21 protein-coding genes and 1 riboswitch are annotated in these 23,933 nt (G+C 35.2%); of the genes, 9 read left to right on the top strand and 12 right to left on the bottom strand.

The genetic code is table 11. From position 1 onward, the window contains the following. The first annotated feature begins 27 nt into the window (after window positions 1-27). Window positions 28-270 carry a T9SS type A sorting domain-containing protein gene (locus tag EMTOL_RS16675; protein ID WP_015030487.1) on the top strand — a complete coding sequence of 81 codons (243 nt, stop codon included), beginning with the start codon at window positions 28-30 and terminating at the stop codon, window positions 268-270. A gap of 81 nt (window positions 271-351) precedes the next feature. On the opposite strand, the gene rho is transcribed toward EMTOL_RS16675, so the two are convergent. The 7 genes from rho to EMTOL_RS21920 form a co-directional block, all read right to left on the bottom strand. Continuing rightward, entirely contained in the window at window positions 352-2,103 is a 1,752-nt protein-coding gene (gene rho, locus EMTOL_RS16670) for a transcription termination factor Rho (RefSeq protein WP_015030486.1), read from the bottom strand. 382 nt (window positions 2,104-2,485) lie between these two features. Beyond that, window positions 2,486-3,616 carry a mechanosensitive ion channel family protein gene (locus EMTOL_RS16665; protein ID WP_015030485.1) on the bottom strand — a complete coding sequence of 377 codons (1,131 nt, stop codon included), beginning with the start codon at window positions 3,614-3,616 and terminating at the stop codon, window positions 2,486-2,488. Window positions 3,617-3,625: 9 nt separating this feature from the next. After that, window positions 3,626-4,609, bottom strand: coding sequence for a YheT family hydrolase (locus EMTOL_RS16660; protein ID WP_015030484.1), 984 nt, complete (start codon window positions 4,607-4,609; stop codon window positions 3,626-3,628). 31 nt (window positions 4,610-4,640) lie between these two features. After that, window positions 4,641-5,585: a magnesium/cobalt transporter CorA gene (gene corA / locus EMTOL_RS16655; protein WP_015030483.1), complete on the bottom strand. Its 945-nt coding sequence runs from the start codon at window positions 5,583-5,585 to the stop codon at window positions 4,641-4,643. Between the two features lie 26 nt (window positions 5,586-5,611). Further along, the gene (purN, locus tag EMTOL_RS16650) at window positions 5,612-6,175 is read right to left on the bottom strand and encodes a phosphoribosylglycinamide formyltransferase (RefSeq protein WP_015030482.1); all 564 of its coding nucleotides are present in this window, start codon (window positions 6,173-6,175) and stop codon (window positions 5,612-5,614) included. Window positions 6,176-6,340: 165 nt separating this feature from the next. Beyond that, the gene (locus EMTOL_RS21925; RefSeq protein WP_015030481.1) at window positions 6,341-6,880 is read right to left on the bottom strand and encodes a helix-hairpin-helix domain-containing protein; all 540 of its coding nucleotides are present in this window, start codon (window positions 6,878-6,880) and stop codon (window positions 6,341-6,343) included. Window positions 6,881-6,917: 37 nt separating this feature from the next. Then, on the bottom strand, window positions 6,918-7,478 hold the full coding sequence (locus EMTOL_RS21920; protein WP_015030480.1) for an OmpA family protein: 561 nt from the start codon (window positions 7,476-7,478) through the stop codon (window positions 6,918-6,920). A 220-nt stretch (window positions 7,479-7,698) separates the two neighbouring features. On the opposite strand from EMTOL_RS21920, the gene EMTOL_RS16635 reads away from it, so the two are divergent. The 5 genes from EMTOL_RS16635 to EMTOL_RS16615 all read left to right on the top strand — a co-directional run bounded on the left by EMTOL_RS16635 (window position 7,699) and on the right by EMTOL_RS16615 (window position 12,495). Next, entirely contained in the window at window positions 7,699-8,628 is a 930-nt protein-coding gene (locus EMTOL_RS16635) for a homoserine kinase (RefSeq protein ID WP_015030479.1), read from the top strand. A gap of 112 nt (window positions 8,629-8,740) precedes the next feature. Beyond that, a complete protein-coding gene (locus tag EMTOL_RS16630) occupies window positions 8,741-9,493 on the top strand; it encodes an SDR family NAD(P)-dependent oxidoreductase (RefSeq protein WP_015030478.1) in 753 nt (250 codons plus the stop codon). A 73-nt stretch (window positions 9,494-9,566) separates the two neighbouring features. Next, complete coding sequence (locus EMTOL_RS16625) at window positions 9,567-10,610, top strand: CHC2 zinc finger domain-containing protein (protein WP_015030477.1); 1,044 nt, start codon at window positions 9,567-9,569, stop codon at window positions 10,608-10,610. A 137-nt stretch (window positions 10,611-10,747) separates the two neighbouring features. Then, window positions 10,748-10,864, top strand: a riboswitch (SAM riboswitch). Between the two features lie 111 nt (window positions 10,865-10,975). Then, window positions 10,976-11,452, top strand: coding sequence for a YdeI/OmpD-associated family protein (locus EMTOL_RS16620; RefSeq protein ID WP_015030475.1), 477 nt, complete (start codon window positions 10,976-10,978; stop codon window positions 11,450-11,452). A gap of 32 nt (window positions 11,453-11,484) precedes the next feature. Next, window positions 11,485-12,495 (top strand): homoserine O-acetyltransferase family protein, encoded by a 1,011-nt coding sequence (locus tag EMTOL_RS16615; protein ID WP_015030474.1) that lies wholly within the window; start codon window positions 11,485-11,487, stop codon window positions 12,493-12,495. 188 nt (window positions 12,496-12,683) lie between these two features. Here EMTOL_RS16615 and EMTOL_RS16610 read toward each other — a convergent pair whose 3' ends face one another. Continuing rightward, entirely contained in the window at window positions 12,684-13,367 is a 684-nt protein-coding gene (locus EMTOL_RS16610) for a response regulator transcription factor (protein WP_015030473.1), read from the bottom strand. 112 nt (window positions 13,368-13,479) lie between these two features. Continuing rightward, complete coding sequence (locus EMTOL_RS16605) at window positions 13,480-15,057, bottom strand: DUF5723 family protein (RefSeq protein ID WP_015030472.1); 1,578 nt, start codon at window positions 15,055-15,057, stop codon at window positions 13,480-13,482. A gap of 146 nt (window positions 15,058-15,203) precedes the next feature. Here EMTOL_RS16605 and EMTOL_RS16600 point away from each other — a divergent pair, with 146 nt between their 5' ends. Both EMTOL_RS16600 and EMTOL_RS16595 read left to right on the top strand, forming a co-directional pair. Then, window positions 15,204-16,634: a circularly permuted type 2 ATP-grasp protein gene (locus EMTOL_RS16600; RefSeq protein ID WP_015030471.1), complete on the top strand. Its 1,431-nt coding sequence runs from the start codon at window positions 15,204-15,206 to the stop codon at window positions 16,632-16,634. A 106-nt stretch (window positions 16,635-16,740) separates the two neighbouring features. Then, window positions 16,741-17,295 carry a DUF6580 family putative transport protein gene (locus EMTOL_RS16595; RefSeq protein WP_015030470.1) on the top strand — a complete coding sequence of 185 codons (555 nt, stop codon included), beginning with the start codon at window positions 16,741-16,743 and terminating at the stop codon, window positions 17,293-17,295. Window positions 17,296-17,370: 75 nt separating this feature from the next. Here EMTOL_RS16595 and EMTOL_RS16590 read toward each other — a convergent pair whose 3' ends face one another. Next, on the bottom strand, window positions 17,371-17,895 hold the full coding sequence (locus EMTOL_RS16590; protein WP_015030469.1) for an ion channel: 525 nt from the start codon (window positions 17,893-17,895) through the stop codon (window positions 17,371-17,373). Window positions 17,896-17,900: 5 nt separating this feature from the next. Further along, window positions 17,901-21,557 (bottom strand): methionine synthase, encoded by a 3,657-nt coding sequence (metH, locus tag EMTOL_RS16585; RefSeq protein WP_052315435.1) that lies wholly within the window; start codon window positions 21,555-21,557, stop codon window positions 17,901-17,903. 266 nt (window positions 21,558-21,823) lie between these two features. Here metH and EMTOL_RS16580 point away from each other — a divergent pair, with 266 nt between their 5' ends. After that, window positions 21,824-22,285: an Lrp/AsnC family transcriptional regulator gene (locus tag EMTOL_RS16580; protein ID WP_015030467.1), complete on the top strand. Its 462-nt coding sequence runs from the start codon at window positions 21,824-21,826 to the stop codon at window positions 22,283-22,285. A 92-nt stretch (window positions 22,286-22,377) separates the two neighbouring features. Here EMTOL_RS16580 and amaB read toward each other — a convergent pair whose 3' ends face one another. Next, on the bottom strand, window positions 22,378-23,904 hold the full coding sequence (amaB, locus tag EMTOL_RS16575; RefSeq protein WP_015030466.1) for an L-piperidine-6-carboxylate dehydrogenase: 1,527 nt from the start codon (window positions 23,902-23,904) through the stop codon (window positions 22,378-22,380). Window positions 23,905-23,933 lie beyond the last annotated feature (29 nt).

Here is a 23,933-nt window from a genome sequence, read left to right as displayed (position 1 = left end):
AACCCTTGAACAAGAGGGCTTGCAAAAATGAATAAAGACGAATTAGTAATTTACTATAACGAACCCGATGAAAAAGTCTATGTAAAAGTTCCTGCGGGTATCGAAACACATTATCAGTTATCCAATCTTTCGGGCAAAATTTTGCAAGAAGCAGTACATGAAAAGGCTTTGCACGATTTTGATTTATCTGGACTCCCTGAGGGTATTTACTTTGTGATTGTAAACCAAGATGATGTGATTAGGTCAAAGAAGGTTATTAAGAATGGTTAATTTTTAGGGTTAACAAAGTTAAGTTAAGTCAATCCCACCAAATAAAAAGTCCCAGCTTTAAAGACTGGGACTTTTTTATGTCTATCTATTCATTGTCAATAAAAACTCTTCATTATTTCGAGTTCCTTTCATTTTATCTAGCAAGAACTCCATGGTTTCCATTGGGTTCATATCGGCCATAAACTTACGTAATAACCAAACTTTTTGTAGAGATTCTTTATCCATCAATAAGTCTTCTCGGCGTGTACCCGAAGCCAAAATATCAATTGCAGGATAAACACGTTTATTGGCCAATTTACGGTCAAGTTGAAGCTCCATGTTACCTGTACCTTTAAATTCTTCAAAAATTACCTCATCCATTTTAGAACCTGTATCAATCAAAGCAGTAGCAATAATTGTCAACGAACCGCCATTTTCAACATTACGAGCGGCCCCAAAGAAACGTTTTGGTTTATGGAGTGCATTCGCATCAACACCACCCGAAAGAATTTTACCCGATGAAGGAATAACTGTATTGTAAGCACGAGCCAAGCGTGTGATTGAGTCAAGCAAAATAACAACGTCATGTCCACATTCAACCAAACGTTTTGCCTTCTCTAAAACCACACCAGATACTTTTACATGGCGGTCGGCAGTTTCATCAAAAGTAGAAGCAATAACCTCTGCACGAACACTTCTTTGCATATCAGTTACCTCTTCTGGTCTTTCATCAATTAGTAAAATTATCAAATAAACTTCAGGGTGATTGCGAGTAATTGCATTGGCAATTTCTTTCAAAAGTACGGTTTTACCTGTTTTGGGCTGTGCCACAATCATCCCACGTTGTCCTTTTCCAATCGGGGCAAATAAATCGAGTACACGCGTAGAATATACGTCTGGGCGGCCACTTAATTTGATTTGTTCTTCTGGAAATAAAGGAGTAAGATATTCAAACGGGATACGGTCGCGAATTTCTTCAGTAGTTTTTCCATTGACCGACAGTACTTTTAAGAGTGCGAAGTATTTTTCACCTTCTTTTGGTGGTCTAATTGAGCCTTTTACGGTATCACCCGTTTTTAAACCAAACAGTTTAATTTGAGATGGTGATACATAAATATCGTCTGGACTTGCAAGGTAATTATAATCTGCAGAACGTAAGAAGCCGTATCCACCTTCTTGCATAATTTCTAATACCCCTTCATTCTCAATTATACCATCAAATTCTTTGATTAGGTTATTGTACTGCTTCTTAATATCTTTGGTATAAGTATCTACGTAGCGTTTATCTTCTTTCGGCTCAGTAATTTCAGGAACAATGTCTTCTGTCAAACGAGCAAATTCATCCATCTCTGCATCAATTTCCGCTAAATCAAACTCTTCTGGTTCAGGGATAGATAAAATTGGATCTTCATCAATATTGGCTTGAGGCTCATCTACGATTGATTCCAATTCAATATTTGGAGCTTTATCAAAATTCTTTTTAAAATCGTTTTTCTTATTCTGATTGCTTTTGTGATGAGGTGTTTTATGCTCAACTTCCACTGCAGGAGGGACAACCTGAACAGTATTATTCTCAGAAGTAGATTTTTCTTCTACTTTTGATAGTCTTTTACGTGTTTTACCACCTTTATCTTCTTTTTCTTTAAAAAGTGGCGGTTCTGGATTATTCACAGCGGCCTGATCTACGGCAGGGTCTTTCGGAATATTGAAAAGGGAATTGGAGCTTTGCTGCTCTAAAACTTTCTGTATTAACTCAGTTTTTGAGGCAGTTCTCACATCTTTAACACCCATTTCAATACAAATTTTTCTTAACTCTGATAGAAGTTTAAGATTCAGTTCTTCTAATGTGTACATACGAGAGAATTAACAATACTTTATGATGCTATGGTTAGCGGTTTGATATATCATGGAAAAAGCAATTCCAAAGAAATTATAGATTTTTGTTCAAAATAATCGGGGATTAACTCGAAAAAAAATGGAACTTTTTGATGGACACAACTAGCTGGTTCACGGATGAATGATTCTTAAGAAAAGAAGAACCGTTTGAAGTGTTTTTTTGGATTTGAATGCAAGTATAAGACAATAATTTAATTTTACAAAAAAAAACTAAACATTTTATGCATTTTTAATATCTTTTTCACTTAATACCCTTATACAATAAAGTTAATTGTGTTCTTATGAGCGTGAATAAAAGAAAGCTATTCATTCGAAAATGACTTAACTTCATGAATAGCAATCAATAATCATCATCAATATTTTTTAATGAATAATTTGCCCCAACGACGTTTGGAGGCATTGCAATTTCCACTCCGTTCTTTTCCAAAACTTTTGAAATTTGATAATTTATATCTTCCCTAATTGTTTTACTTTCCCAATAGTCAGGAGTAGCCGCAAAAAATACAACTAATAAGTTGATTGAATATTCCCCAATATCATCAAATTTTACATGTCCCTCTTGAGCACTTGTTTCTGGGTGATTATCAAGCAGTTGCTGAATGTCTTGTATTACTATTCTAACTTTCTCAAGAGGGGTTTCTAAGCTCAATCTCAGAAAAAACTTATGTCGTCGAGCTTTTCTTTGAGTAAGATTATTAAGCGTTTGTGAAACTAACATTTGATTTGGAACAATAACCAAACTCCCATCAACATGCCTAATTCTAGTGCTTCTAAAACCTACTTTTTCTATTTTTCCCACCATTGAATCTAATTCTACATCATCTCCAACAATGAAAGGCTGCTCAGTAAATAACGTAAAAGAAGCAAAAAGGTTTTCGAGAGTAGCACGTGCTGCTAAAGCTAAGGCCACCCCACCAATACCCAAACCAGTTATCAGACTTATGACATCTTGCCTAAAAACAAAGCCAAGAATCAAGAAAAACGAACAAAATACTACTAGTGCAATAATAATATCTCGAAAAAATGGCACTAAATGTTCATCAACTTTTGTATCATTTTCCTCCGCTTTTTTCAAAAAAACAATGGCAAAGAATTTTATCAACCTTATGATTATCCACGTGATAGCGATAACAAAAAGGGTATCAAGCACTTTATCCGCAAAATCACTTACTCTCATCTTACCAAATGGAATAATCCTCCATCTTTTTGGGAAAGATATTTCATTTACAGCTGAGTAAATAATCAAAAGTGTTATGATAAACTCAACAGGTCGTTTGAGTAAATCTACAAAACTCGAAACAGGTACATCTCTTGTTTCTTGCTTGATTAATCGATAAACAATTTTGCTAAGAAGAACTGAAAAAATTCTTTTAAAAAGAAATCCTACGATTATTATTCCAATAAACCAAAGCCAATTTTCGACTGGGTTAAATAAAAAACTTTCGTGTAGGATTTTTTCAAATTGTTTCATTTATAAAAACTAAATTTTGTGCTCATTAATAAACTCTATCACTCTTCGTTCAACCCAAGTTTCATTAGAGTTTGGCATCATGAAACCTACGTGTCCACCCATTTTTAAAAGTTGAAGCAATACATTTGGATTATCGCCTGCCTCTCCTAAATCCAAACATTCAGTAGATAAAAATGGGTCATTAATTGCTTGTATAATTAATGTTGGTACTTGAATATTTTTCAAAAAAGGCTTAGCGGCTGCTTTTTGGTAGAAATCATGGGCATTTTTGAAACCAAACATTTGTGCGGTATAGCGATTATCAAACTCTTCAAAGTTTTTAATTTGCTTGTACCCTTCATAACTAACTAATTTATTATTCGGATGTTGTGTTGACTTTTCCTTTATTTTTTTTCCTAGTTTATTAATAAACCGTTTCATATAAAATCTTCTTCCAGGCTTATACAATTCATACACTGAAGTGTGTAAATCGAGTGGAACAGAAACAGCAACTCCCATTTTCACCTGCGAAGGTAATAGTTCTGGATTTTGCCCTAAAAGTCGAATCGTCATGCTCCCACCCATACTAAAGCCAATTACCACTACTTCCTCATAAGCATAGGTATTGATTGCATAATTTACAACAAATCGAATGTCATCTACATCACCATGATGATAAAAACGTGGTAAACGATTCATTTCTCCACTACAACTTCTACAATTCCAACCTAAGCCATCATACCCATTATCATTAAATACCTTAATCATTCCCGTCACATAATGTCGAGTAGAATCACCCTCCAATCCATGGGTAACAATTAATAGTTTTTTAGCTCGGGTATTGTTTACAAATGACCAATCTAAATCAAGAAAATCTCCATCTGCTAGTTCTACTCGCTCACGTTGATAATTTACTGGAATTTTCCGAAAAAGGCTCGGATAGATTGTTTGAATATGGGCATTAAATTGCCACTTCGGTGGCCTATACTCGTTATTTGTTGGTAAAATTGGCATTTATTTTAAAAAATATTAAATAACGTACATTCTAAATCCATCTTCTTCGTTTGAAAAACCACAAAAACCCCAAGGAGGAAATCACCATTAAAATAACAGCAATCCAAAATCCGAAAGGATGCTCGGTTGTTGGAATTAATGGATAATTCATTCCAAAAACACCTGCAATGAGCGTAGGTGGCAGAAAACAGATGGTTACAACAGTAAATATCTTTATTATTTCGTTCTGTTCTAGATTAATCAAGCCCATAAAAGTATCCTGCAAATACTCCAAACGTTCGAAATTAAAAGTAGTGTACTCAAGTAGGGAGTTAATATCTTTTAAAACAATTCGAAGGCGTTCTTTTCTATCTTCCGGAAAATAAAGACTTCTTAGAATCTGCGAAAGTACCCTTTGTTTATCAATGATACTTTCACGAATAACCATCGTATTTTCTTGGAGATTATTAATGGTAATTAGAGAATCTTGTTTGGGTTTCTTTTCACGGCTCAGCGTACGGCTAATACTTTTAACCTCTTTGGTCATCCATTCAAGTAAATCTGCATCCGATTCAATTCTTGTTTCTAATAGAAGAAGTAGAATATCAACCCCATCTTTAAAAACTTCTTCACCCAATCGAATCTTTTTTACCGTATCAGCAAAAGTCTTAGAATCGCCTTGGCGAAAGGTGAAAAGTATATTATCTCTAATTAAAAAAGAAACTGGATAAAATGAATAACCATCATTTTCAGCAATTAAAAAGTTGGAGTTTGCATTAATGGTATTATTTTGTTCAAAATAGCGGGCACTACTCTCAATTTCAACAATTTCTTGCGGAGTCTGAAAACTAATATTACACTTTGTTTCAACCCACTCTTCTTCTTCGTTAGTAGGTGATTGCAAATCAACCCACATCAAGTTTTTCAATAGGCCAATCTCTCTGACATCGGTTTCTTTCTTTACCTGCTTGCCCTCCTTGTAAAAAATTCTAACCATCTTTGCCCTCTTTTTTTAAAGGTTGTTTACTCAATTAGTTTTTCAATTACTTCCGGGAAATGAATATGCTCAAGTAATTGTACTTTTTTGGCTACATCTTCAGGCGTATCCGATGGAACGACTTCACATTTAGCTTGAAAAATCACTTCACCTTCATCATAATGCTCATTTACATAGTGTATCGTAATTCCAGACTCTTTTTCATGGGCTGCTACTACTGCTTCATGAACAAAATGCCCCCACATTCCCTTACCTCCATATTTTGGCAATAAAGCTGGATGTATATTAACTATTTTATTTGGGTATGCTTTTATTAAGTTTTCAGGAATCAACCACAAAAAACCAGCTAAAATTACCAAATCAATTTCCTGATTTTGTAATAATTGAACAATTTTATCAGTTTTACTAAAAGTTTTCTTATCAAAAATTACGGTCGGAACTCCTAGTCGTCTTCCACGTTCGATTACACCCGCAGTTGGATTATTGGTAAGAAAAAGCTCAATACTAACCTTATCATTCGCTGCAAAATATGTGGCAATGCGTTCGGCGTTACTTCCTGAGCCAGAAGCAAAAATAGCAATCCTTTTCATTAATTATAGTTTAAACAACTGAAGAACTATTTATCTAATAAATAATTTTCAATCTTAGATAATTTTCTGCGAAACAAACATTTTTTTTCGAGAAAAACATTGTAACCGCATTAAAAAAGTCTCTACGGTAATCCGAAGAGACTTTTTTATATTCATAATTTTCAATTAAGCCTTGCCCTTGTAAAGTTCATCTTGCCATTTTTTTAACTCATCCCATTTACCATCTCTAGCTAACGCTGCTTGGGCAGCCCATGTAGTAGGGTTATGTATCTGAAAACGTGGCCCAGCTGCATCTAAAATTGATTTCATACTTTCTACTGAAGTTTCAGCTAGCTCAGCAAAAGTAAAGATTCCCGCATTATTAAATAATTCTTCTATTTTAGGGCCAATTCCTTCAACAATTTTCAAATCATCTTTTTTTGGTGGTCCTGTATATACTCCAACACCTGCAGCAATGGCCGCTCCTGCGGTAATTCCAGATGAACCATTGGCAGTATCTACATTCGGAATTGTTGACACTTTAGATTTTCTACATGCAGCAAGTTCACCTTCTAAAAAACTAATACGGTCTTCAAGTTCATTGGCATGTAATTTCCAACGATTAATCTGTCGATTCATAAACCACCAAAGTAAAAGTAGTGGTAATAAACATCCAAGAAATACTCCCCAAGGGAAGTCTGTTAGCCAACACTTAAAAAATTCCATTATTTTAATATTTTTATTAGTTATAAAGTTTCTTTATTTATTCTTTCAAACGTACCGTACTTCTACGATTTTGCTTTTTCCCTTCGGGAGTATCATTAGAAGCGATTGGTTCTTTTTCGCCTTTACCTTCCGTGATAATTTGTTCAGCTTTTAAACCTTCTTGAATTAAAAATTCTTTTACTTTCTTAGAACGGTTTTCAGAAAGCTTTTGGTTCAATTCATCTGAGCCATCGCTATCCGAATGACCAGTGATAATCAGTTGTTTATTGGGATTTTTCTCAAAATATTTCTTGGCTGTTTCAATAAACTTCTCGATTTCAGGTGTTTTACTGATACCTGATTGATTCACATTAAAATAAACATCTAATGGAGTAAATAAAATTTGCTCTTCAGGTGTGGAAGCTTTAGGTACTTCTGTTTTAACAGTATCGGCTACTTTTGTAGAATCAATTGTTGGGGGAGAAACTGTATTTTCGGTTAAATCACCTCCTACAGCGACAGGTTCGCCAGAACATAGAGGTTTTCTACTACAGTTCCACCAACCTGTGTACAACAATGCCCAAAGTAGAATCAGAAGTGGTAAAAAAAGTCTGTTCATTGTTTGATTTGTTTGGGGTTCAGTAAAATTACTTTTTTTATTCTTACGAAGCGAAATCTAATAAAAAGTAACCGAAATACAAGTATTTTTTCTTTGTACGACACAAAAAGAAGGACAATCTTACGCAAGTAAATAATATTTCTAAAATCAGTTTCAGAAAATCGGCTAAAAAGGACTAAATTTGGCAAACAAAACCAAAGAAACATACAAATTTTTATTGATGGATTCTATTAAGATTTTTGCTCCCGCAACAGTAGCCAACGTAGCTTGTGGATTCGATATTTTCGGATTTGCAGTAGATGCTCCCGGCGATGAAGTAATTGTTAGAAAACGAACTGACAAACAAATTGTTATTACACAAATTACAGGCGATGAAGGAAAACTCACCTACGATATTTCTAAAAATACCGTTTCAGTGCCAATTCTTAAATACCTTCAATATACTCAAATTTCTGAAGGTTTTGATATTGAACTTCATAAAAAAATGCCATTAGGCAGTGGTCTTGGGAGTAGCTCTGCAAGCTCAGTTGCGGGTGTCTTTGCGGTAAATGAACTACTTGGCAAGCCATTAGTCAGTAAAGATTTACTTCCTTTTTCTATGGAAGGAGAACGTGTAGCATGTGGTTCGGCTCATGCAGATAATGTAGCCCCTGCACTATTGGGTGGCTTTGTGGTTGTTAGAAGTTATAATCCATTGGATGTATTTAAAGTGCCTACGCCTAGTGAATTGTTTGTAACAATCGTTCACCCTGATATTGAAGTAAATACAAAAGATGCTCGACATATTTTACGTAATGAAGTATCTATGAAAAATACAATTGCTCAAATGGGAAATGTAGCTGGAATGATTGCGGGACTCATGCAAGCAGATTATCAGCTAATTGCCAACTCAATGATTGATTTTATCATTGAACCAGTTAGAGCGATTTTAATTCCCGAATTTTTTGAAGTAAAAAATGCTGCATTAGATGCGGGTGCACTAGGATGTAGTATTTCGGGAGCTGGTCCATCAATTTTTGCATTTAGTAAAGGTTTAGAAACTGCTGAAAAGGTTGGAATTGCAATGAAAAGTAGCTTCGAAAAAGTAGGTATTATTGCGAATGCGTATGTTTCAGGAATCAATCAAGAAGGACCCAAAATTATAGGTTAATTTAAGTATTGAATTTAATCAGGTCAATATTAATTTTCTTTTAATGATTAAAATGAAACTATCTTTAGCAATAACAAACTAAAGAATAATATATAAACATTAAAATCAACAAATGAGTAGAATAGCCTTAATAACTGGTGCAACTTCTGGAATTGGTAAAGCCACGGCCGAGGCATTTGCTAACAACGGAATTGATTTAATTTTATGTGGTCGTAGAACAGAAGTACTTGCAGAACTACAAAAATATTTTTCCGAAAAAGTGAACGTTACAACACTTGCATTTGATGTAAGAAAGCAATCTGATGTGGCAAAGGCAATACAATCTCTCTCTGATAATTGGAAAAAGATTGATATTTTAGTAAATAATGCGGGAAATGCTCACGGTTTAGAACCAATCAATGACGGTAATCTAGAAGACTGGGATGCCATGATTGATGGAAATGTAAAGGGTTTACTGTATGTTTCGAAAGAAATAATGCCTCTAATGGTCGAACGCCAAAAAGGGCATATTATCAATATAAGTTCGGTAGCGGGCAAATATACTTATCCGAATGGAGCTGTTTATTGTGCTTCTAAATCGGCCGTTGAAGCAATCAGTGAAGGAATGCGTCATGACCTAACTAAACATGGCATTAAAATTACAAATATTGCACCTGGGGCAGTAGAAACAGATTTTTCTTTGGTAAGATTTAAAGGAGATGCTGAACGTGCCAAAAAAGTATATGAAGGCTTTGAAGCCATTCAACCACAGGATGTTGCAGATACAATCTTGTATGCAATAAATACGCCTGACCGAGTTACAATAGCTGATATTGTGCTCTATGCCAAAGCACAATCTGCACCTACCATGATTCACAGAAAATAACATAGGCTACATAAATGATGATTTTTTTCAGTAAAAATCATCATTTATGTAGCTTCAATCTTCATTCATTTCAATGGATAATCTACTTCAGCGGGTAAAAGAAATTGATATTCGGCAAGTTGCTCGTGACTTAGGTTTTGAAATAATCCAAAGCCGAAGAATGAATTGTCCGTTTCACTTTGAAGACTCTCCTTCCCTCATTTTTTACCCTCCTCCACAAAACGAATTTCACTGTTTTGGTTGTGGTAAACACGGAGATGTTATCAATCTTTATGCAGATACTTGCAAAATAGATTTCAAAACCGCTCTTGAAGAACTTGCCAGTAGGTACATTCCAAACTACGATGGTGTTCGAAATAAAAACTTTAGAAAAGTTGACATTAAAAGTATTTATTCCAATAAACCACTTCCCGAAAAAAAGTTTGAATTCAAGCCTATTTACACCGAAATATACGAACGTTTTCAAACATTCTGCCTAAGTCAGCCCGCAACAGAATCTGCTCGAAAAGCAGCAGAATATTTACGTGGACGTGGAATTGATGACTGGACAATCAAGCATTTCAGATTATTTGTCATCAAAAACTACGTTGCTACAAACGAGTTTTTAAAAGAACATTTTTCATTGGAAGACTTAAAAGGCAGTGGAATTGTGAATGATAAAGGGAACTTAGTTTTCTTTGTTCATCCTATCATCATTCCTTATTACCAAGATGGAAGAATTATTTATCTACAAGGAAGAAGTATAGGAAATCCACCTGAAGGAGCTAGTAAGTATCAATTTCTTTCGGGAGTACCGAGAACCATTTTTAATATTGATGGTATCAAAAAATTACGACCAAATTCAGAAGTATATCTGACTGAAGGTGCATTTGACTGTATGACATTGGTCAAAAATGGTATGCCGGCAGTGAGTTTGGGCAGTGCAAAAACCTTTAAAAAAGAATGGTTTAAATACTTCAAAAAATACAAAGTTTGGATAAGCTTTGATAATGATGAGGCTGGAATAAACGGAACAAAAACAATAATTGAAGATTTCTTAATGGCTGGGATTTTAGCAGAAAAAAAAGATTGGAATAAAGGATTTAAAGATATCAACGAATATTTTGGTCAGCGATAATCTTTTATTACCTAAATAAAAAAATCACTTTTGACACCATAATCACACAAATTCTACTCAAAATCTTGTTTTCTAACAAATACTAACGCATATTTGCATCATCAATTCAATTATCCTACTCAAGTAGCTGATTGATTGATTTATACAGACGAGTGGAGAGAATAGGCTCTATGAACCTCGGGCAACCTGTCCCGCTACTAGCGATAAGGTGCCAACACCTACCGAATGGGTCAGACCTTTCGGACTTATAAACCAATCATACATCAATCATTGGTTTTTTATAGTACTTAAATCTGATAGTAAACATTGCACAGAGATGTTGTGGAACATGGTTCTGTTTGGAGCTTTGAGCAACCCATTAGTTTATGTCTAATAAAGTTATTGTATTCAGAGAAGTAATCAAGAAAATGCCCCCCAATCCAGCTGGTTCTTGGCATTACGTTGATTTTCATGAAGATGCTTTTGAGATATTTGGAAAAAGAGGCTTTATCAAGGTTAAAGGTTTAATAAATAATAAACCTTTTAAAAGTAATCTTTTCCCTAAAGGTGCTGGCCAACATGCCCTAACATTACCCATAAAACTACAAAAAGATTTAGGTATAAAATTACATGATGAAATTTTGATTAGCCTTGAGGAAGATTTTGAAGAACGGATAGTGCCTATGCCAACAGAACTGCAAGAAGCCCTTGATTTTGATGAGGAAATGACTAGTTTATACAACCAACTTTCTGCATCTAGACAAAAGGATTATAGAAGATGGATTGATAGTGGCAAACTACCCGAAACAAGAATTAAAAGAATAATTGAATTATTTGAAAGACTAAGAAAAAACAAAGCTTAATCAACAAATTGTAATTTGTGTACAACTAAATAATGGAAAACAAGATATTTCATCACGACGAACCCTTTAAGTTAGAATCAGGAGCTTGGTTACCAGAATTCGATTTGGCTTATACAACTTATGGGACACTCAATGCTGATAAGAGTAATGTAATTTGGGTATGCCATGCATTTACAGGAAATGCTAATCCATCGGATTGGTGGAATGGCCTAATTGGTGAAAAAAGACTGTATAATCCAGCTGAACATTTTATTGTTTGTGCGAATATTTTAGGTTCTCATTATGGTTCGACCAATGCATTAAGCAAGAATCCAATAACTGGTGAGCCTTATTTTCATGATTTCCCATTTCTGACAATCCGAGATGTAGTGCGTGCCATAGATTTATTAAGACAAAGCCTAAATATTGAAAAAATAAATACCCTTTTGGGTGGGTCTCTTGGTGGGCAACAAGCCCTTGAATGGGCAATTATACAACCAGAATTATTTGAAAACCTAATTTTATTTTCAACAAATGCCATTCATTCACCTTGGGGAATAGCCTTTAATGAGTCACAGAGAATGGCTATTGCAGCAGACCCAACCTGGATTGAAAGAAACTCCAAAGCAGGTATGAATGGAATGAAAGTGGCAAGGTCAATTGCACTACTCTCTTACAGAAATTATGCAACTTATGGCCGTACGCAATCGAGAGATGAAGGTCAAGTAGATTTCTTTCGAGCGAATACTTACCAGAATTATCAAGGAGAAAAACTTGGTAAAAGATTCAATGCGTTTTCGTATTGGACACTCTCAAAAATGTTTGACTCACATGATGTTGGGCGTGGACGTGGAAAAGTTGAAGAGGCACTCAAGCTAATAAAAGCAAAGACCTTGGTAATTGGAATAAGTTCAGATGTACTTTTTCCACCAGAAGAACAAGAATTTATTGCCAATCAAATTCCGAATGCACGTTATGCACTTATTGATTCAATGTATGGACATGATGGTTTTTTAATTGAATTTGAAGCAATGTCCGAAACAATCAAAGGATTTTTTAATTGATAAAAATCGCTGATTTTGCTAAAAATGTAATAACAACTGTAAAATCGGTGTTAAAAATCTGTACTATCTTCGGATTGTAAATTTGTAATAACATTTTTATAATTCCGTAAAAAAATAACTTCAGATTGGATTGGCCATTTCTGAAGTTATTTTTTATGTCATAATTATAAAATGCGAAAAAAGCTGCTTCATCCTTTCATCATATAACCTCTACCCACAACCGTATGAATAAGCTTAACTTCATAATTCTGATCTATTTTTTTTCGTAGAAAATTTACATAAACATCAATCGTATTCGTTCCAGTATCAAAATTGAGATTCCAAACTTTTTCAGCAATTTCAGTACGAGAAACAACTTTTCCATTATTTCTCATAAAAAACTCAAGAAGCATATATTCTTTTGAAGTAAGGGTAATCAATTTACCCCCTCTTCTAGCATTTTTTTCATTAAGGTCTAACTCCAAATCTGCAACTTGTAGATTTTTTTTCATTTCCGCAACCTCACTTGAGCGGCGATATAATGCATTAAGGCGAGCAATTAATTCTAAAAAGTCAAATGGCTTAACTAAATAGTCATCAGCACCCGAGTCGAATCCAGAAATTTTATCCTGAGTAGTTCCCATTGCTGTAAGAATCATTATTGGGGTTTTAATCTGCTCTGAACGAAGCTTTTTTGTTAACTCAAGACCGCTTATTTTAGGAAGATTAACATCAAAAACCATTAGGTCATAGGCATTGCTCAATGCTAAACTTCTCCCTATCTGTCCATCATAGGCTACATCAACACTAAAACCATTTTCTTCTAAGCCCTTCTTTACATATTCTGCTAGCCTTAATTCATCTTCTACAAGTAATATTTTAGTTGCTGCCATTTTCATCAAGATTTAATACTGTAATGCTATTAACACTGTAAAATTCTAACTACAAGTATAGTCCTTACTAAAAATAAGATTAAATTTTGATTAAAATGATTCAAGTAAATGCCTAACGTACCTTATTCCATTTACGTTTTTGTTTATTTTTCTTAAATAATTCTCTTAATTCATGTTTTAATCCTGAAGTAGTCTCTACATAACAGCCATTTGGAGAATCGGGTAGTTTCATAAATAAAGGTAAAAACAAGCCCATATAAAAATTAATGCCATTTGGTTTAGCGATATTTAGAACACCACCCAAATTTTCGGTTCCAATAAATAATGGTCCAAAACGCCCCATTAGACCTATCGTTAGATTTCTATAACCATTTTGTAGGGCAATGGGAGCGGCAACATCAATCCATTTTGTTTCAAACCTCGGTGTTAAGGCGATTAATGAAGGTTGATTCATGCCTAAAACTTTTGGATTCCTCAAACTCTGAATCCAAGAAGCATTAATGTAAATTTTTTCTGAATACTTATAATCAAAATTCGTTGATAAAGCCATTGGTAAAACCACTGTAAAATCACTGGTATAGCTTGCAGGGGCAATATTAAAGGCATCATTCATTTGGTGATAAAACTTATCTGGGGAGTCAATTTTACTGAATGTTTCAGGTGCTACATAAACATTTGGTTTATTAATACCGACTTGCTTAACATAAGCGGGATTATTGTAGTGAATACTTCCAACATCTAATAATGCAAATCCTAATCTATACAAATATTTATTTTTGGTTCCATCCATGCTCCATTTTCCCTTCAATTTTATGTCATACTTATAAAAATCAGGACGATATTCATATACTCCTCCAATATCAATTCCATATCCTGTTCCAGCAGCTAAATTTCCAAAAAGCCAATTAGGTGTAAAACTAAAGTTACGCAATGCATCCCCACTCGTTGTCCCATAAATACCTTGTGCTTTATAAAAAAACAAATCTTGTCGAAGTGGTCTTAAGGCATTTGCATCAATCACATAATCTAAATTATCAGCCAACAAATGAACATTAAATAAACCATTTAAGCGTTTGGCGGTTAAACCGATTTTAAAGAAATCCTGTTCTTGCTCTTTGATTACAGCTCCAATTGTGAGGCCCATTTCAGCAAAACCATTTGTATTCATAGAAAAATGGCTGTTATCTTGCCTAACTCCAAATATATTGGGGTCGAATGTAGTTTTTACAAGTATATGTGCTACATCTGGAGTTGTATTATTGAGGTTTGTTAATACTCTCACCCTTGATGTTAGACCAATAGAAAACTTATATTTGCTAAAATTATACATCAAAGAGGGCCCTTTAATGTCGATAGACGCAAATGAAGTTACATTTGAAATATTTGTCTTCTCCTTTATATAGGATAAACTAAAAATCGGCAAACCACTAGGAGCTAGATACCTATTTGGAACAGTTCTTGTCATCAAACCCACTATTGAGAAGGGAGCCGCCCATGAAGCATAATTATTTATTACATCAGCATTAGCCCCAGCAAAATTCATGAAAAATTTATAACGCGAATCAGCAATGTTCGCTGGATTATTGTAAATACCATAAGTACCCGAATAATTACTTGATGAAATTCCAAGCCACTGTTGTGCATATGAAGTAGATATAGTGAGAAAGAAAAGACAAAAAAGGATTCTCATTTTAGGGTAAAGGGTAAGTTTTTATAAAGGGCCACTCAAGAAAAATATCATGATACAAATGTAAATAATTATACACACTTCCTTTGGATTTTTAGAATAAAATCATACTTTGTAGTTTCAATTTTACCGATATACAAAGAAAAATTATGAATTACGATTTCAACAACTACAAAACCGAAAATTTCTTTGATGAAATGGTTGATTCACATGGTTCGCCAAGAGCTGGGAATCAATTCTTGAAAGAAAAAATCGAAAATCTTTCCTTTGATTATTTAACTAGTAAACAAAAAGCAGCTGAGCGTTCGATGGTTGCCGCAGGAATTACTTTCAACGTATATTCTGAAGATGGAGGAACCGAACGAATCATTCCAATTGACATAGTTCCTCGAGTAATCGACTCTCAGGAGTGGGATAATCTTGAAAAGGGATTAGTCCAACGAATTACTGCTTTAAATTTATTTTTACAAGATATTTATAACGAGCAAAGAATCATCAATGATGGAATAATTCCGAGAGAAATCATTGAATCAAGCAAAGGCTATTTACCTGAATGTAAAGGACTTACACCTCCCAAAGGTGTATGGATTCACATTACAGGAACTGACTTGATTCGTGATAATAATGGCATATTTACTGTACTTGAAGATAATCTTCGTTGCCCTTCTGGTGTATCGTATATGCTTGAAAATCGTGAATTATCGAAGCAAACATTCCCAGATGTTCTCTCACAATCGAATGTTCGTTCGATTTCAGAATATCCTGCGAAATTACTTGAAGTACTACGTCATATTTCTGGACGCCCCGACCCTACCGTAGCGGTACTTACCCCTGGAATCTACAATTCAGCCTATTTTGAACATTCATATTTGGCTCAGCAAATGGGCGTAGAATTAGTAGATTATCGTGATTTAGTTGTAGTAGGTGATTATCTAAAAATGCGGACTACCAAGGGATTCCAAACTGTTGATGTACTTTATAGAAGAATAGATGATACCTTCCTCGACCCACTTACATTTAACCCACAATCCTTGATTGGTATTCCAGGCTTGTTTGAAGTGTATAAGAAAGGAAATATTGGTTTAGCTAATGCCCCTGGTACTGGTGTAGCCGATGATAAAGTTGTTTATGCTTATGTACCAAGAATTATCAAATATTATTTGGGAGAAGAAGCCATTATACCAAACGTACCTACTTATTTGTGTGGAGAACCAGATTCTATGAAGTACGTATTAGAAAATATCGAACAATTAGTTGTGAAAGAAGCCAATGAAGCGGGTGGTTATGGTATGTTGATTGGCCCCAAAGCAAGCAAAGAAGAACACGAAATATTTAGAGAACGAATCAAAGCAAATCCGAGAAATTATATCGCTCAACCTACAATTTCACTATCACGTAGCCCTTGTTTAGTAGATGATGGTTTAGAAGGCCGCCACGTTGACCTACGACCATACATTCTTTACGGAAATGGTATACATGTTACGCCCGGAGGACTGACTCGTGTTGCTTTGAAAAAAGGTTCGCTAGTAGTAAATTCATCGCAAGGTGGTGGCAGCAAAGATACTTGGGTACTTAAATAATTATGAGTTTTGAGTTCTGAGTTTTGAGTTTTTTTGTATTTTTGTATATCTGAATTAAATTATTTTCAAAGTCAGAATTCATAACTCAGAATTCAGAGCTCTTATCATGAATATTACACGTTTCTCAACTTTATTGGCAATAGTAGTTTTGGCAGCATTGTCAAGGTTCCTGCCACATCCATTTAATTTTACTCCAATTGCGGCAATAGCTTTGTTTGGTGGTGCTTATTTTACTAAACGTTGGCAAGCACTTTTCCTTCCGATGGCTGCCATGTTTTTAAGTGATGTAATTTTAGAAATTACTACCGGTTTTGGCTTTCACAGTGGTATGCCAATGGTTTACGGTGCATTTGCTTTAGTTTCTGTAATTGGAATGATTGCTATAAAAAAAGTAAGTCCAGTGGAGGTTGTTGGTGCATCATTAGCAAGCTCGTTGATTTTCTTTTTGATTACTAACTGTGCTTATTTATATCCAGTTCCAGAAATCAATGACCCAACCATGATTTCATACCCTCATTCAATAGAAGGGTTAATGGCTTCCTATACAGCAGGTCTTCCATTCTTGAAAAACCAAATTTTAGGTGACTTATTCTTTTCAACAGTTCTATTCGGTGGTTTTGCATTCTTGCAACGCAGATTTGATGCTTTGAAAATGGCGTAATATCTAATTACCAATACTAAAAGAGCGAGTAATTATTTGATTACTCGCTCTTTTTTTGTGGATTATTTAATTATTTTACTTTTTTCTCAAAGAATCTTTCATAGAAATAAAATCAGAAAGGATAAATATGATTGTAAGAAATGCAATTATAACTTCCATCAAAAGAACTATTTTGGTTGCAATTGTATTGGGCATTAAATCGCCATAACCAAAAAAAGTGAAGTTTAACACACTGAAATAGAAAAACTCAAAAGCTTCTTCTAACTTTGAAAATTCAGGAGCTACGCCAATAAAACTATTCTTATCAACTTCATATAGACAAAAGAAATCTACTGCAAATGAAAGCGTCATTTGGCCAATATTGTATGTCATTAAAAAAAGAAATTTATGATAGGCTATATCTTGCGAAGTTGCTACAAGTAAATGTATGGAGTTTTCGAAAACAAAATAGATACTTTTCAAAAATGCCCAAAGGGTAATAAAAATAATAAGTGTATGTACAGAAAAAAACTGCTGTACATACACTACTTTAAATAAATAGGCAACTGCAAAAAGAATGGCAAATTCTGCTATTTCTCGCTTTGGCAGAGTCAAATTCATGTTAATTAATCATAATTCAAAACAGGAGCAAGCCATTTTTCAGCTTCTTCTAAGCTCATGTTTTTACGTTTGGCATAATCTTCTACTTGGTCTTTAGCTATTTTTCCGATTGGAAAGTATTTACTATCTGGATGAGCAAAGTACCAACCACTTACCGAACTTGCTGGATACATGGCATAACTTTCGGTAAGTTGAATACCAATTTTTTCTGGCTCTAACAACTTCCAAAGAGAAGCCTTTTCTGTATGGTCAGGGCAAGCTGGATATCCCGGAGCCGGACGAATACCTTGATAAGCTTCTTTGATTAATTGTTCATTATCAAGGTTTTCTTCTTTCGCATAAGCCCATAATTCTTTACGAACTTTTTCGTGCATCAATTCGGCAAAAGCCTCTGCCAAACGGTCGGCAATTGCTTTGAGCATGATTGAATTATAATCATCATGGTCTTTTTCATATTGCTCCAATAAAGTCTCTATGCCAATTCCAGTTGTTACAGCAAAACTTCCGATATAATCCTGTACACCACTTTCTATCGGGGCAATGTAATCAGAAAGAGCGATATTAGGCAAATTAGCAGCTTTTTGACCTTGCTGACGCAAATGATGTAATGATTTTACTGGTAAAGCATTTACTTTAAAATCTTTTTGTAATTCTTCAACCACATCTAATACATTATCACCCTCAAAATCTTTTAAAATAATATCATCTTCCACCGAATTTGCAGGATAAAACCCTACTACTGCATTGGCTTGTAAAAGTTTATTTTCGATGACATTTTTTAACATTACTTGAGCATCATCAAATAATTTACGAGCTTCTACTCCTACCACTTCATTTTCAAAAATCTTAGGATATTTCCCATGTAATTGCCAAGTTTGGAAGAATGGAGTCCAATCAATATAGTTGGCAATCTCTGCTAAATCATAATTTTCAAAAATACGATTGCCCAAGAAACTTGGCTTAGTTGGCTCATATTTTGTCCAATCAATTTTTGTTTTATTTTCTCTGGCCTTTTCAATCGAAACATAATTTTTATCTTTCTGACGATTGGCGTGTTCTTCTCTTAATTGTGCATATTCAGCTTTAATATCACTAAAAATCTCTTCTTTAGTCTGCTCATTTTGCATTAACTTACCCGCCACAGGCACTGCTCGTGAAGCATCTAAAACGTGAATGGCTGGCCCAGAATAATGAGGGTCAATTTTTACTGCGGTATGTATGCGTGAAGTTGTTGCTCCTCCAATCAACAATGGAATGGAAAACCCTTGACGCTCCATTTCTTTAGCTACTCCCACCATCTCATCAAGGCTTGGCGTAATTAATCCACTAAGTCCAATAATATCTACGTTGTGTTTACGAGCTTCATCTAAGATTTTCTGCGTCGGAACCATTACGCCTAAATCTATGATTTCGTAGTTATTACAGCCTAAAACTACCCCTACAATATTTTTCCCAATATCATGCACATCACCCTTTACAGTAGCCAAAAGAATCTTTCCTGCTGAAGAACCACCAACTTTCTCGGCTTCAATGAAGGGTTGTAGGTAAGCCACTGCCTTTTTCATTACACGGGCAGATTTTACCACTTGCGGCAAGAACATCTTTCCAGCACCAAATAAATCTCCAACGATACTCATACCGTCCATTAATGGTCCTTCAATCACTTCCAGTGGGCGACTGGCCTTTTGGCGTGCTTCTTCTACATCTTCGTCAATAAATTCGGTAATACCTTTGATTAAAGCATGGGCTAAACGTTTTTCAACGGTTTCATTTCTCCAAGCATTATCAACTACTTGTTCTTTCCCTTTCGATTTTACGGTTTCGGCAAAAGCAACCATGCGTTCTGTAGCATCTGGACGACGATTGAGTAATACGTCTTCACAATGCTCAAGCATTTCCTGCGGGATATCGCTGTAAACGCCTAATTGTCCAGCATTTACAATTCCCATATCCATACCCGCTTGAATCGCATGGTATAAGAAAACAGTGTGCATAGCTTCACGAACCGGCTCATTTCCACGGAAAGAGAACGAAATATTTGAAACCCCACCTGAAACCTTCGCATAAGGTAGATTTTCTTTTATCCAACGAGTGGCATTGATGAAATCTACTGCATAATTATTATGCTCTTCAATACCAGTTGCTACCGTAAGAATATTCGGGTCGAAAATAATATCCTGTGGAGGAAAATTTACTTCGTTGACCAAAATATCATAAGCACGCTTACATATTTCTATTCTTCGCTCATAGCTATCAGCTTGACCACTTTCATCGAAAGCCATTACTACTGCCGCAGCACCATAATCCTTTACTTTCTGAGCATATTCCTTGAATTTCTCTACACCCTCTTTCAGGGAAATTGAGTTTACAATTGATTTCCCCTGCACACATTTCAAACCTGCCTCAATTACCTCCCATTTTGAAGAGTCAATCATAATTGGCACTCTGCAAATATCTGGTTCGGCTGCAATTAAATTCAAGAAAGTAGTCATAGCCTCTACCCCATCAATCATCCCTTCATCAAGGTTAATATCTAAGATTTGAGCACCATTTTCTACTTGATTACGAGCAACACTTAATGCTTCATCATATTTACTTTCACGAATTAATCGAGCAAAAGCTTTAGATCCGGTTACGTTACAACGCTCACCAACATTTACAAAATTGGTTTCTTTGGTAAGATTTAAAGGTTCTAAACCAGATAATTTTTGAATAGGCGTTTCTTCCGGAATTTCGCGTGGTTTATATTTTGCAGCAACCTCAGCAATTGCCTTGATGTGTGAAGGCGTAGTGCCACAGCATCCGCCAATAATATTTACAAATCCATTTTTAAGGAAATCATCAATAATCAAGGCCATTTGCTCTGGCGACTGGTCATATTCGCCCATTTCATTCGGTAAACCTGCATTCGGGTGTGCTGATGTGAAGAATGGAGCTTTCTGAGCTAAAATTTGTACGTATGGACGCATCAAATCAGCACCTAAGGCACAGTTTAAACCAATTGAAAGTAATGGCAAGTGTGAAACTGAAGTCAAAAAAGCCTCAGTTGTTTGTCCAGAAAGTGTACGTCCAGAGGCATCGGTAATTGTACCCGAAACCATTGTAGGAATATTCTTTCCAGTAGTTCTATTGTATTGGCTAATAGCAAATAAAGCCGCTTTGGCATTAAGTGTATCGGTAATTGTTTCAACCAAAAAACAATCTACTCCACCTTCTGCCAAGCCTCTAACTTGCTCATAAAATGCATCTACTAATTGGTCGAAAGTAATGGCACGATAACCCGGATTATTCACATCGGGTGACATCGAACTCAAACGAGTTGTAGGCCCCATTGAACCAGCCACAAAACGAGGTTTGTTAGGATTTTTAGTAGTAAACTCATCGGCTACTTCACGAGCAATTTTTGCTGATTCATAGTTGAGTTCATACACCAAATCTTCCATGTGGTAGTCGGCCATTGCTACCCACGTACCCGAAAAAGTATTGGTTTCAAGAATATCGGCTCCAGCTTCTAAATACTGACGGTGAATATTCTTGATAACTTCAGGTTTTGTAATTGAAAGTAAATCATTATTGCCTTTTACTTCATGTGGGAAATCTTTAAATCTTTCGCCACGATAATCAGCATCTGTCAATTTGAAAGTCTGAATCATCGACCCCATTGCACCATCAAGTACAAGGATTCTTTCTTTTAATATTTCTTGAATGTTCGCCACTTTTTCTTTATTTTACTTAGATTGAAGTGTCTTACACACTTCATGTATCAATAATAGTCTATTAACAAAATTTATCTCACAAAAGTACGATTTAAAGATTGATTTTTTAAATAATTTCAAAAAAATAGATAATTTATCTATATTAATAGTACTTATGAGTAATTTTATTTTTAAATTTGGAAAATATTTTTGTTAAAAACGACATTTTATCTATGCAAAAGTTAGATAGCACTGACCGAGAAATTTTAAAGTCATTACAAGATAATGCACATCTGACTACCAAAGAATTGGCTTCAAGACTAAATCTATCTCCAACTCCTGTTTATGAGCGTGTAAGAAGATTGGAAAATGAAGGAATTATAAAAAAGTATGTTGCTCTTGTTGACCGTGAAAAAGTGGGAAAAGATTTAATGGTATTTTGCAACATTCGTTTGAAAGAACATGCACAAGAAGCGGGTAAGCGATTTGTTGAGGAAATAGTAAAGCTTAGTGAAGTAATTGAATGCCATAATATTTCTGGCGAGTACGATTTTATGATTAAAGTTGTGGTTGATGATATGCGTGAATACCAAAGTTTTTTGATGAATAAATTAGCTTCACTCGAAAACATTGGAAGTACGCACAGCACATTTGTTATGAGCGAAATTAAGAATGAAACGAAGTTGGATATTTAGATATGAGACTTTAGACAATAGACAAGAGATAAAAGACAAGAGACAAGAGATAATTTATCATTTAGCTCTTGTCTCGCTTTTATAATCTAATCTTATAAATCAAACTTAATTCCCTGTGCAAGAGGCAGTTGTGAACTATAATTGATGGTATTGGTTTGGCGACGCATATAGTTTTTCCAAGCATCTGAGCCACTTTCACGACCTCCGCCCGTTTCTTTTTCTCCGCCAAAAGCTCCACCAATTTCAGCTCCTGAAGTACCAATATTTACATTGGCAATGCCACAATCTGAGCCTGTACAAGATAAAAACTGTTCAGCTTCTCGCATATTTAGGGTAAAAATGGAAGAAGATAAACCTTGCGGAACAGCATTCTGTAATTCGATGGCATCATCAAGCGTACTAAATTTCTTGATGTAAAGAATTGGAGCAAAGGTTTCATGACAAACGGTCGGGCTTTGGCTTTCAACCTCCACAATAGTTGGTTTTACATAACAACCTGATTCATAGCCTGTTCCACTTAAAATTTCATTTCCACAAAGCACTTTTCCTCCTTCATTTACAATATTATTAATAGCTGTTTGATAGTTATTAACAGCATCCAAATCAATCAAAGGGCCAACGTGATTGTGAACATCTAATGGATTTCCGATTCTTAGTTGAGAATAGGCTTTCACTAATCGTCCTTTTACCTCCTCAAAGATACTTTCGTGTAAGAATAATCGTCGAGTAGTTGTACAACGTTGCCCAGCTGTGCCGACCGCTCCAAAAACAACTGCTGGGATTACAACATCTAAATCAGCATTTTGTGTGACAATGATGGCGTTATTTCCACCGAGCTCCAACAAACTTTTACCAAAACGAGCGGCAACAGCTTGACCAACCGCTTTACCCATTCTTGTAGAACCGGTAGCAGATACTAAAGCAACATTCGTATCATTTGATAACCACTCTCCTACTTTTCTATCGCCAACAATTATCGAAGAAACTCCTTCTGGAATATCATTTTTACGCAACACATCTTGGATAATATTCTGACAAGCAATGGCAGTTAATGGTGTTTTTTCTGAGGGTTTCCAAACACAAACATCGCCACAAATCCAAGCAAGCATGGTATTCCATGACCAAACTGCTACTGGAAAATTAAAAGCCGTAATAATTCCAACAATACCAATTGGATGCCATTGCTCATACATACGGTGTTGCGGACGCTCTGAGTGCATCGTAAGACCATATAATTGACGAGAGAGCCCAACCGCAAAATCGCAAATATCTATCATTTCTTGTACTTCACCCCAACCTTCTTGCAGGCTTTTGCCCATTTCGTAGCTTACAAGACGCCCTAAAGCATTTTTATTTTCACGAAGTGCATCGCCCATCTGACGCACAATTTCACCTCGTTTAGGTGCAGGAATATTACGCCAAACTTTAAAAGCAGCTTTTGCACTTTCTATGACTTTATCATAATCTTCCCGGTTTGCCTGACGAACTTTTCCAATCAAGTGTCCATCAACTGGTGAGTATGAACTCAGCACTTTACCGCTCCCTGCCCAACTCTCTATTCCAGTGCTTAGCCCATTATTGATAGACTTGATTTTTAATGATTTTAATACTTGTTTCATTTGGTTTTGTTGATTTTTTGAAGTGTATT

Origin of the sequence: Emticicia oligotrophica DSM 17448 (genome assembly GCF_000263195.1) — a bacterium.
Taxonomy (GTDB): domain Bacteria; phylum Bacteroidota; class Bacteroidia; order Cytophagales; family Spirosomataceae; genus Emticicia; species Emticicia oligotrophica.
Note: the sequence above shows the minus strand (reverse complement) of the source record. Positions and strands in the feature narration are given on the sequence as shown.

Coding starts and splice junctions, on each gene's coding strand:
- EMTOL_RS16675 (WP_015030487.1), top strand. CDS start 28: ATGAATAAAGACGAATTAGTAATTTACTATAACGAACCCGATGAAAAA.
- rho (WP_015030486.1), bottom strand. CDS start 2,103: ATGTACACATTAGAAGAACTGAATCTTAAACTTCTATCAGAGTTAAGA.
- EMTOL_RS16665 (WP_015030485.1), bottom strand. CDS start 3,616: ATGAAACAATTTGAAAAAATCCTACACGAAAGTTTTTTATTTAACCCA.
- EMTOL_RS16660 (WP_015030484.1), bottom strand. CDS start 4,609: ATGCCAATTTTACCAACAAATAACGAGTATAGGCCACCGAAGTGGCAA.
- corA (WP_015030483.1), bottom strand. CDS start 5,585: ATGGTTAGAATTTTTTACAAGGAGGGCAAGCAGGTAAAGAAAGAAACC.
- purN (WP_015030482.1), bottom strand. CDS start 6,175: ATGAAAAGGATTGCTATTTTTGCTTCTGGCTCAGGAAGTAACGCCGAA.
- EMTOL_RS21925 (WP_015030481.1), bottom strand. CDS start 6,880: ATGGAATTTTTTAAGTGTTGGCTAACAGACTTCCCTTGGGGAGTATTT.
- EMTOL_RS21920 (WP_015030480.1), bottom strand. CDS start 7,478: ATGAACAGACTTTTTTTACCACTTCTGATTCTACTTTGGGCATTGTTG.
- EMTOL_RS16635 (WP_015030479.1), top strand. CDS start 7,699: ATGGATTCTATTAAGATTTTTGCTCCCGCAACAGTAGCCAACGTAGCT.
- EMTOL_RS16630 (WP_015030478.1), top strand. CDS start 8,741: ATGAGTAGAATAGCCTTAATAACTGGTGCAACTTCTGGAATTGGTAAA.
- EMTOL_RS16625 (WP_015030477.1), top strand. CDS start 9,567: ATGGATAATCTACTTCAGCGGGTAAAAGAAATTGATATTCGGCAAGTT.
- EMTOL_RS16620 (WP_015030475.1), top strand. CDS start 10,976: ATGTCTAATAAAGTTATTGTATTCAGAGAAGTAATCAAGAAAATGCCC.
- EMTOL_RS16615 (WP_015030474.1), top strand. CDS start 11,485: ATGGAAAACAAGATATTTCATCACGACGAACCCTTTAAGTTAGAATCA.
- EMTOL_RS16610 (WP_015030473.1), bottom strand. CDS start 13,367: ATGGCAGCAACTAAAATATTACTTGTAGAAGATGAATTAAGGCTAGCA.
- EMTOL_RS16605 (WP_015030472.1), bottom strand. CDS start 15,057: ATGAGAATCCTTTTTTGTCTTTTCTTTCTCACTATATCTACTTCATAT.
- EMTOL_RS16600 (WP_015030471.1), top strand. CDS start 15,204: ATGAATTACGATTTCAACAACTACAAAACCGAAAATTTCTTTGATGAA.
- EMTOL_RS16595 (WP_015030470.1), top strand. CDS start 16,741: ATGAATATTACACGTTTCTCAACTTTATTGGCAATAGTAGTTTTGGCA.
- EMTOL_RS16590 (WP_015030469.1), bottom strand. CDS start 17,895: ATGAATTTGACTCTGCCAAAGCGAGAAATAGCAGAATTTGCCATTCTT.
- metH (WP_052315435.1), bottom strand. CDS start 21,557: ATGGGGTCGATGATTCAGACTTTCAAATTGACAGATGCTGATTATCGT.
- EMTOL_RS16580 (WP_015030467.1), top strand. CDS start 21,824: ATGCAAAAGTTAGATAGCACTGACCGAGAAATTTTAAAGTCATTACAA.
- amaB (WP_015030466.1), bottom strand. CDS start 23,904: ATGAAACAAGTATTAAAATCATTAAAAATCAAGTCTATCAATAATGGG.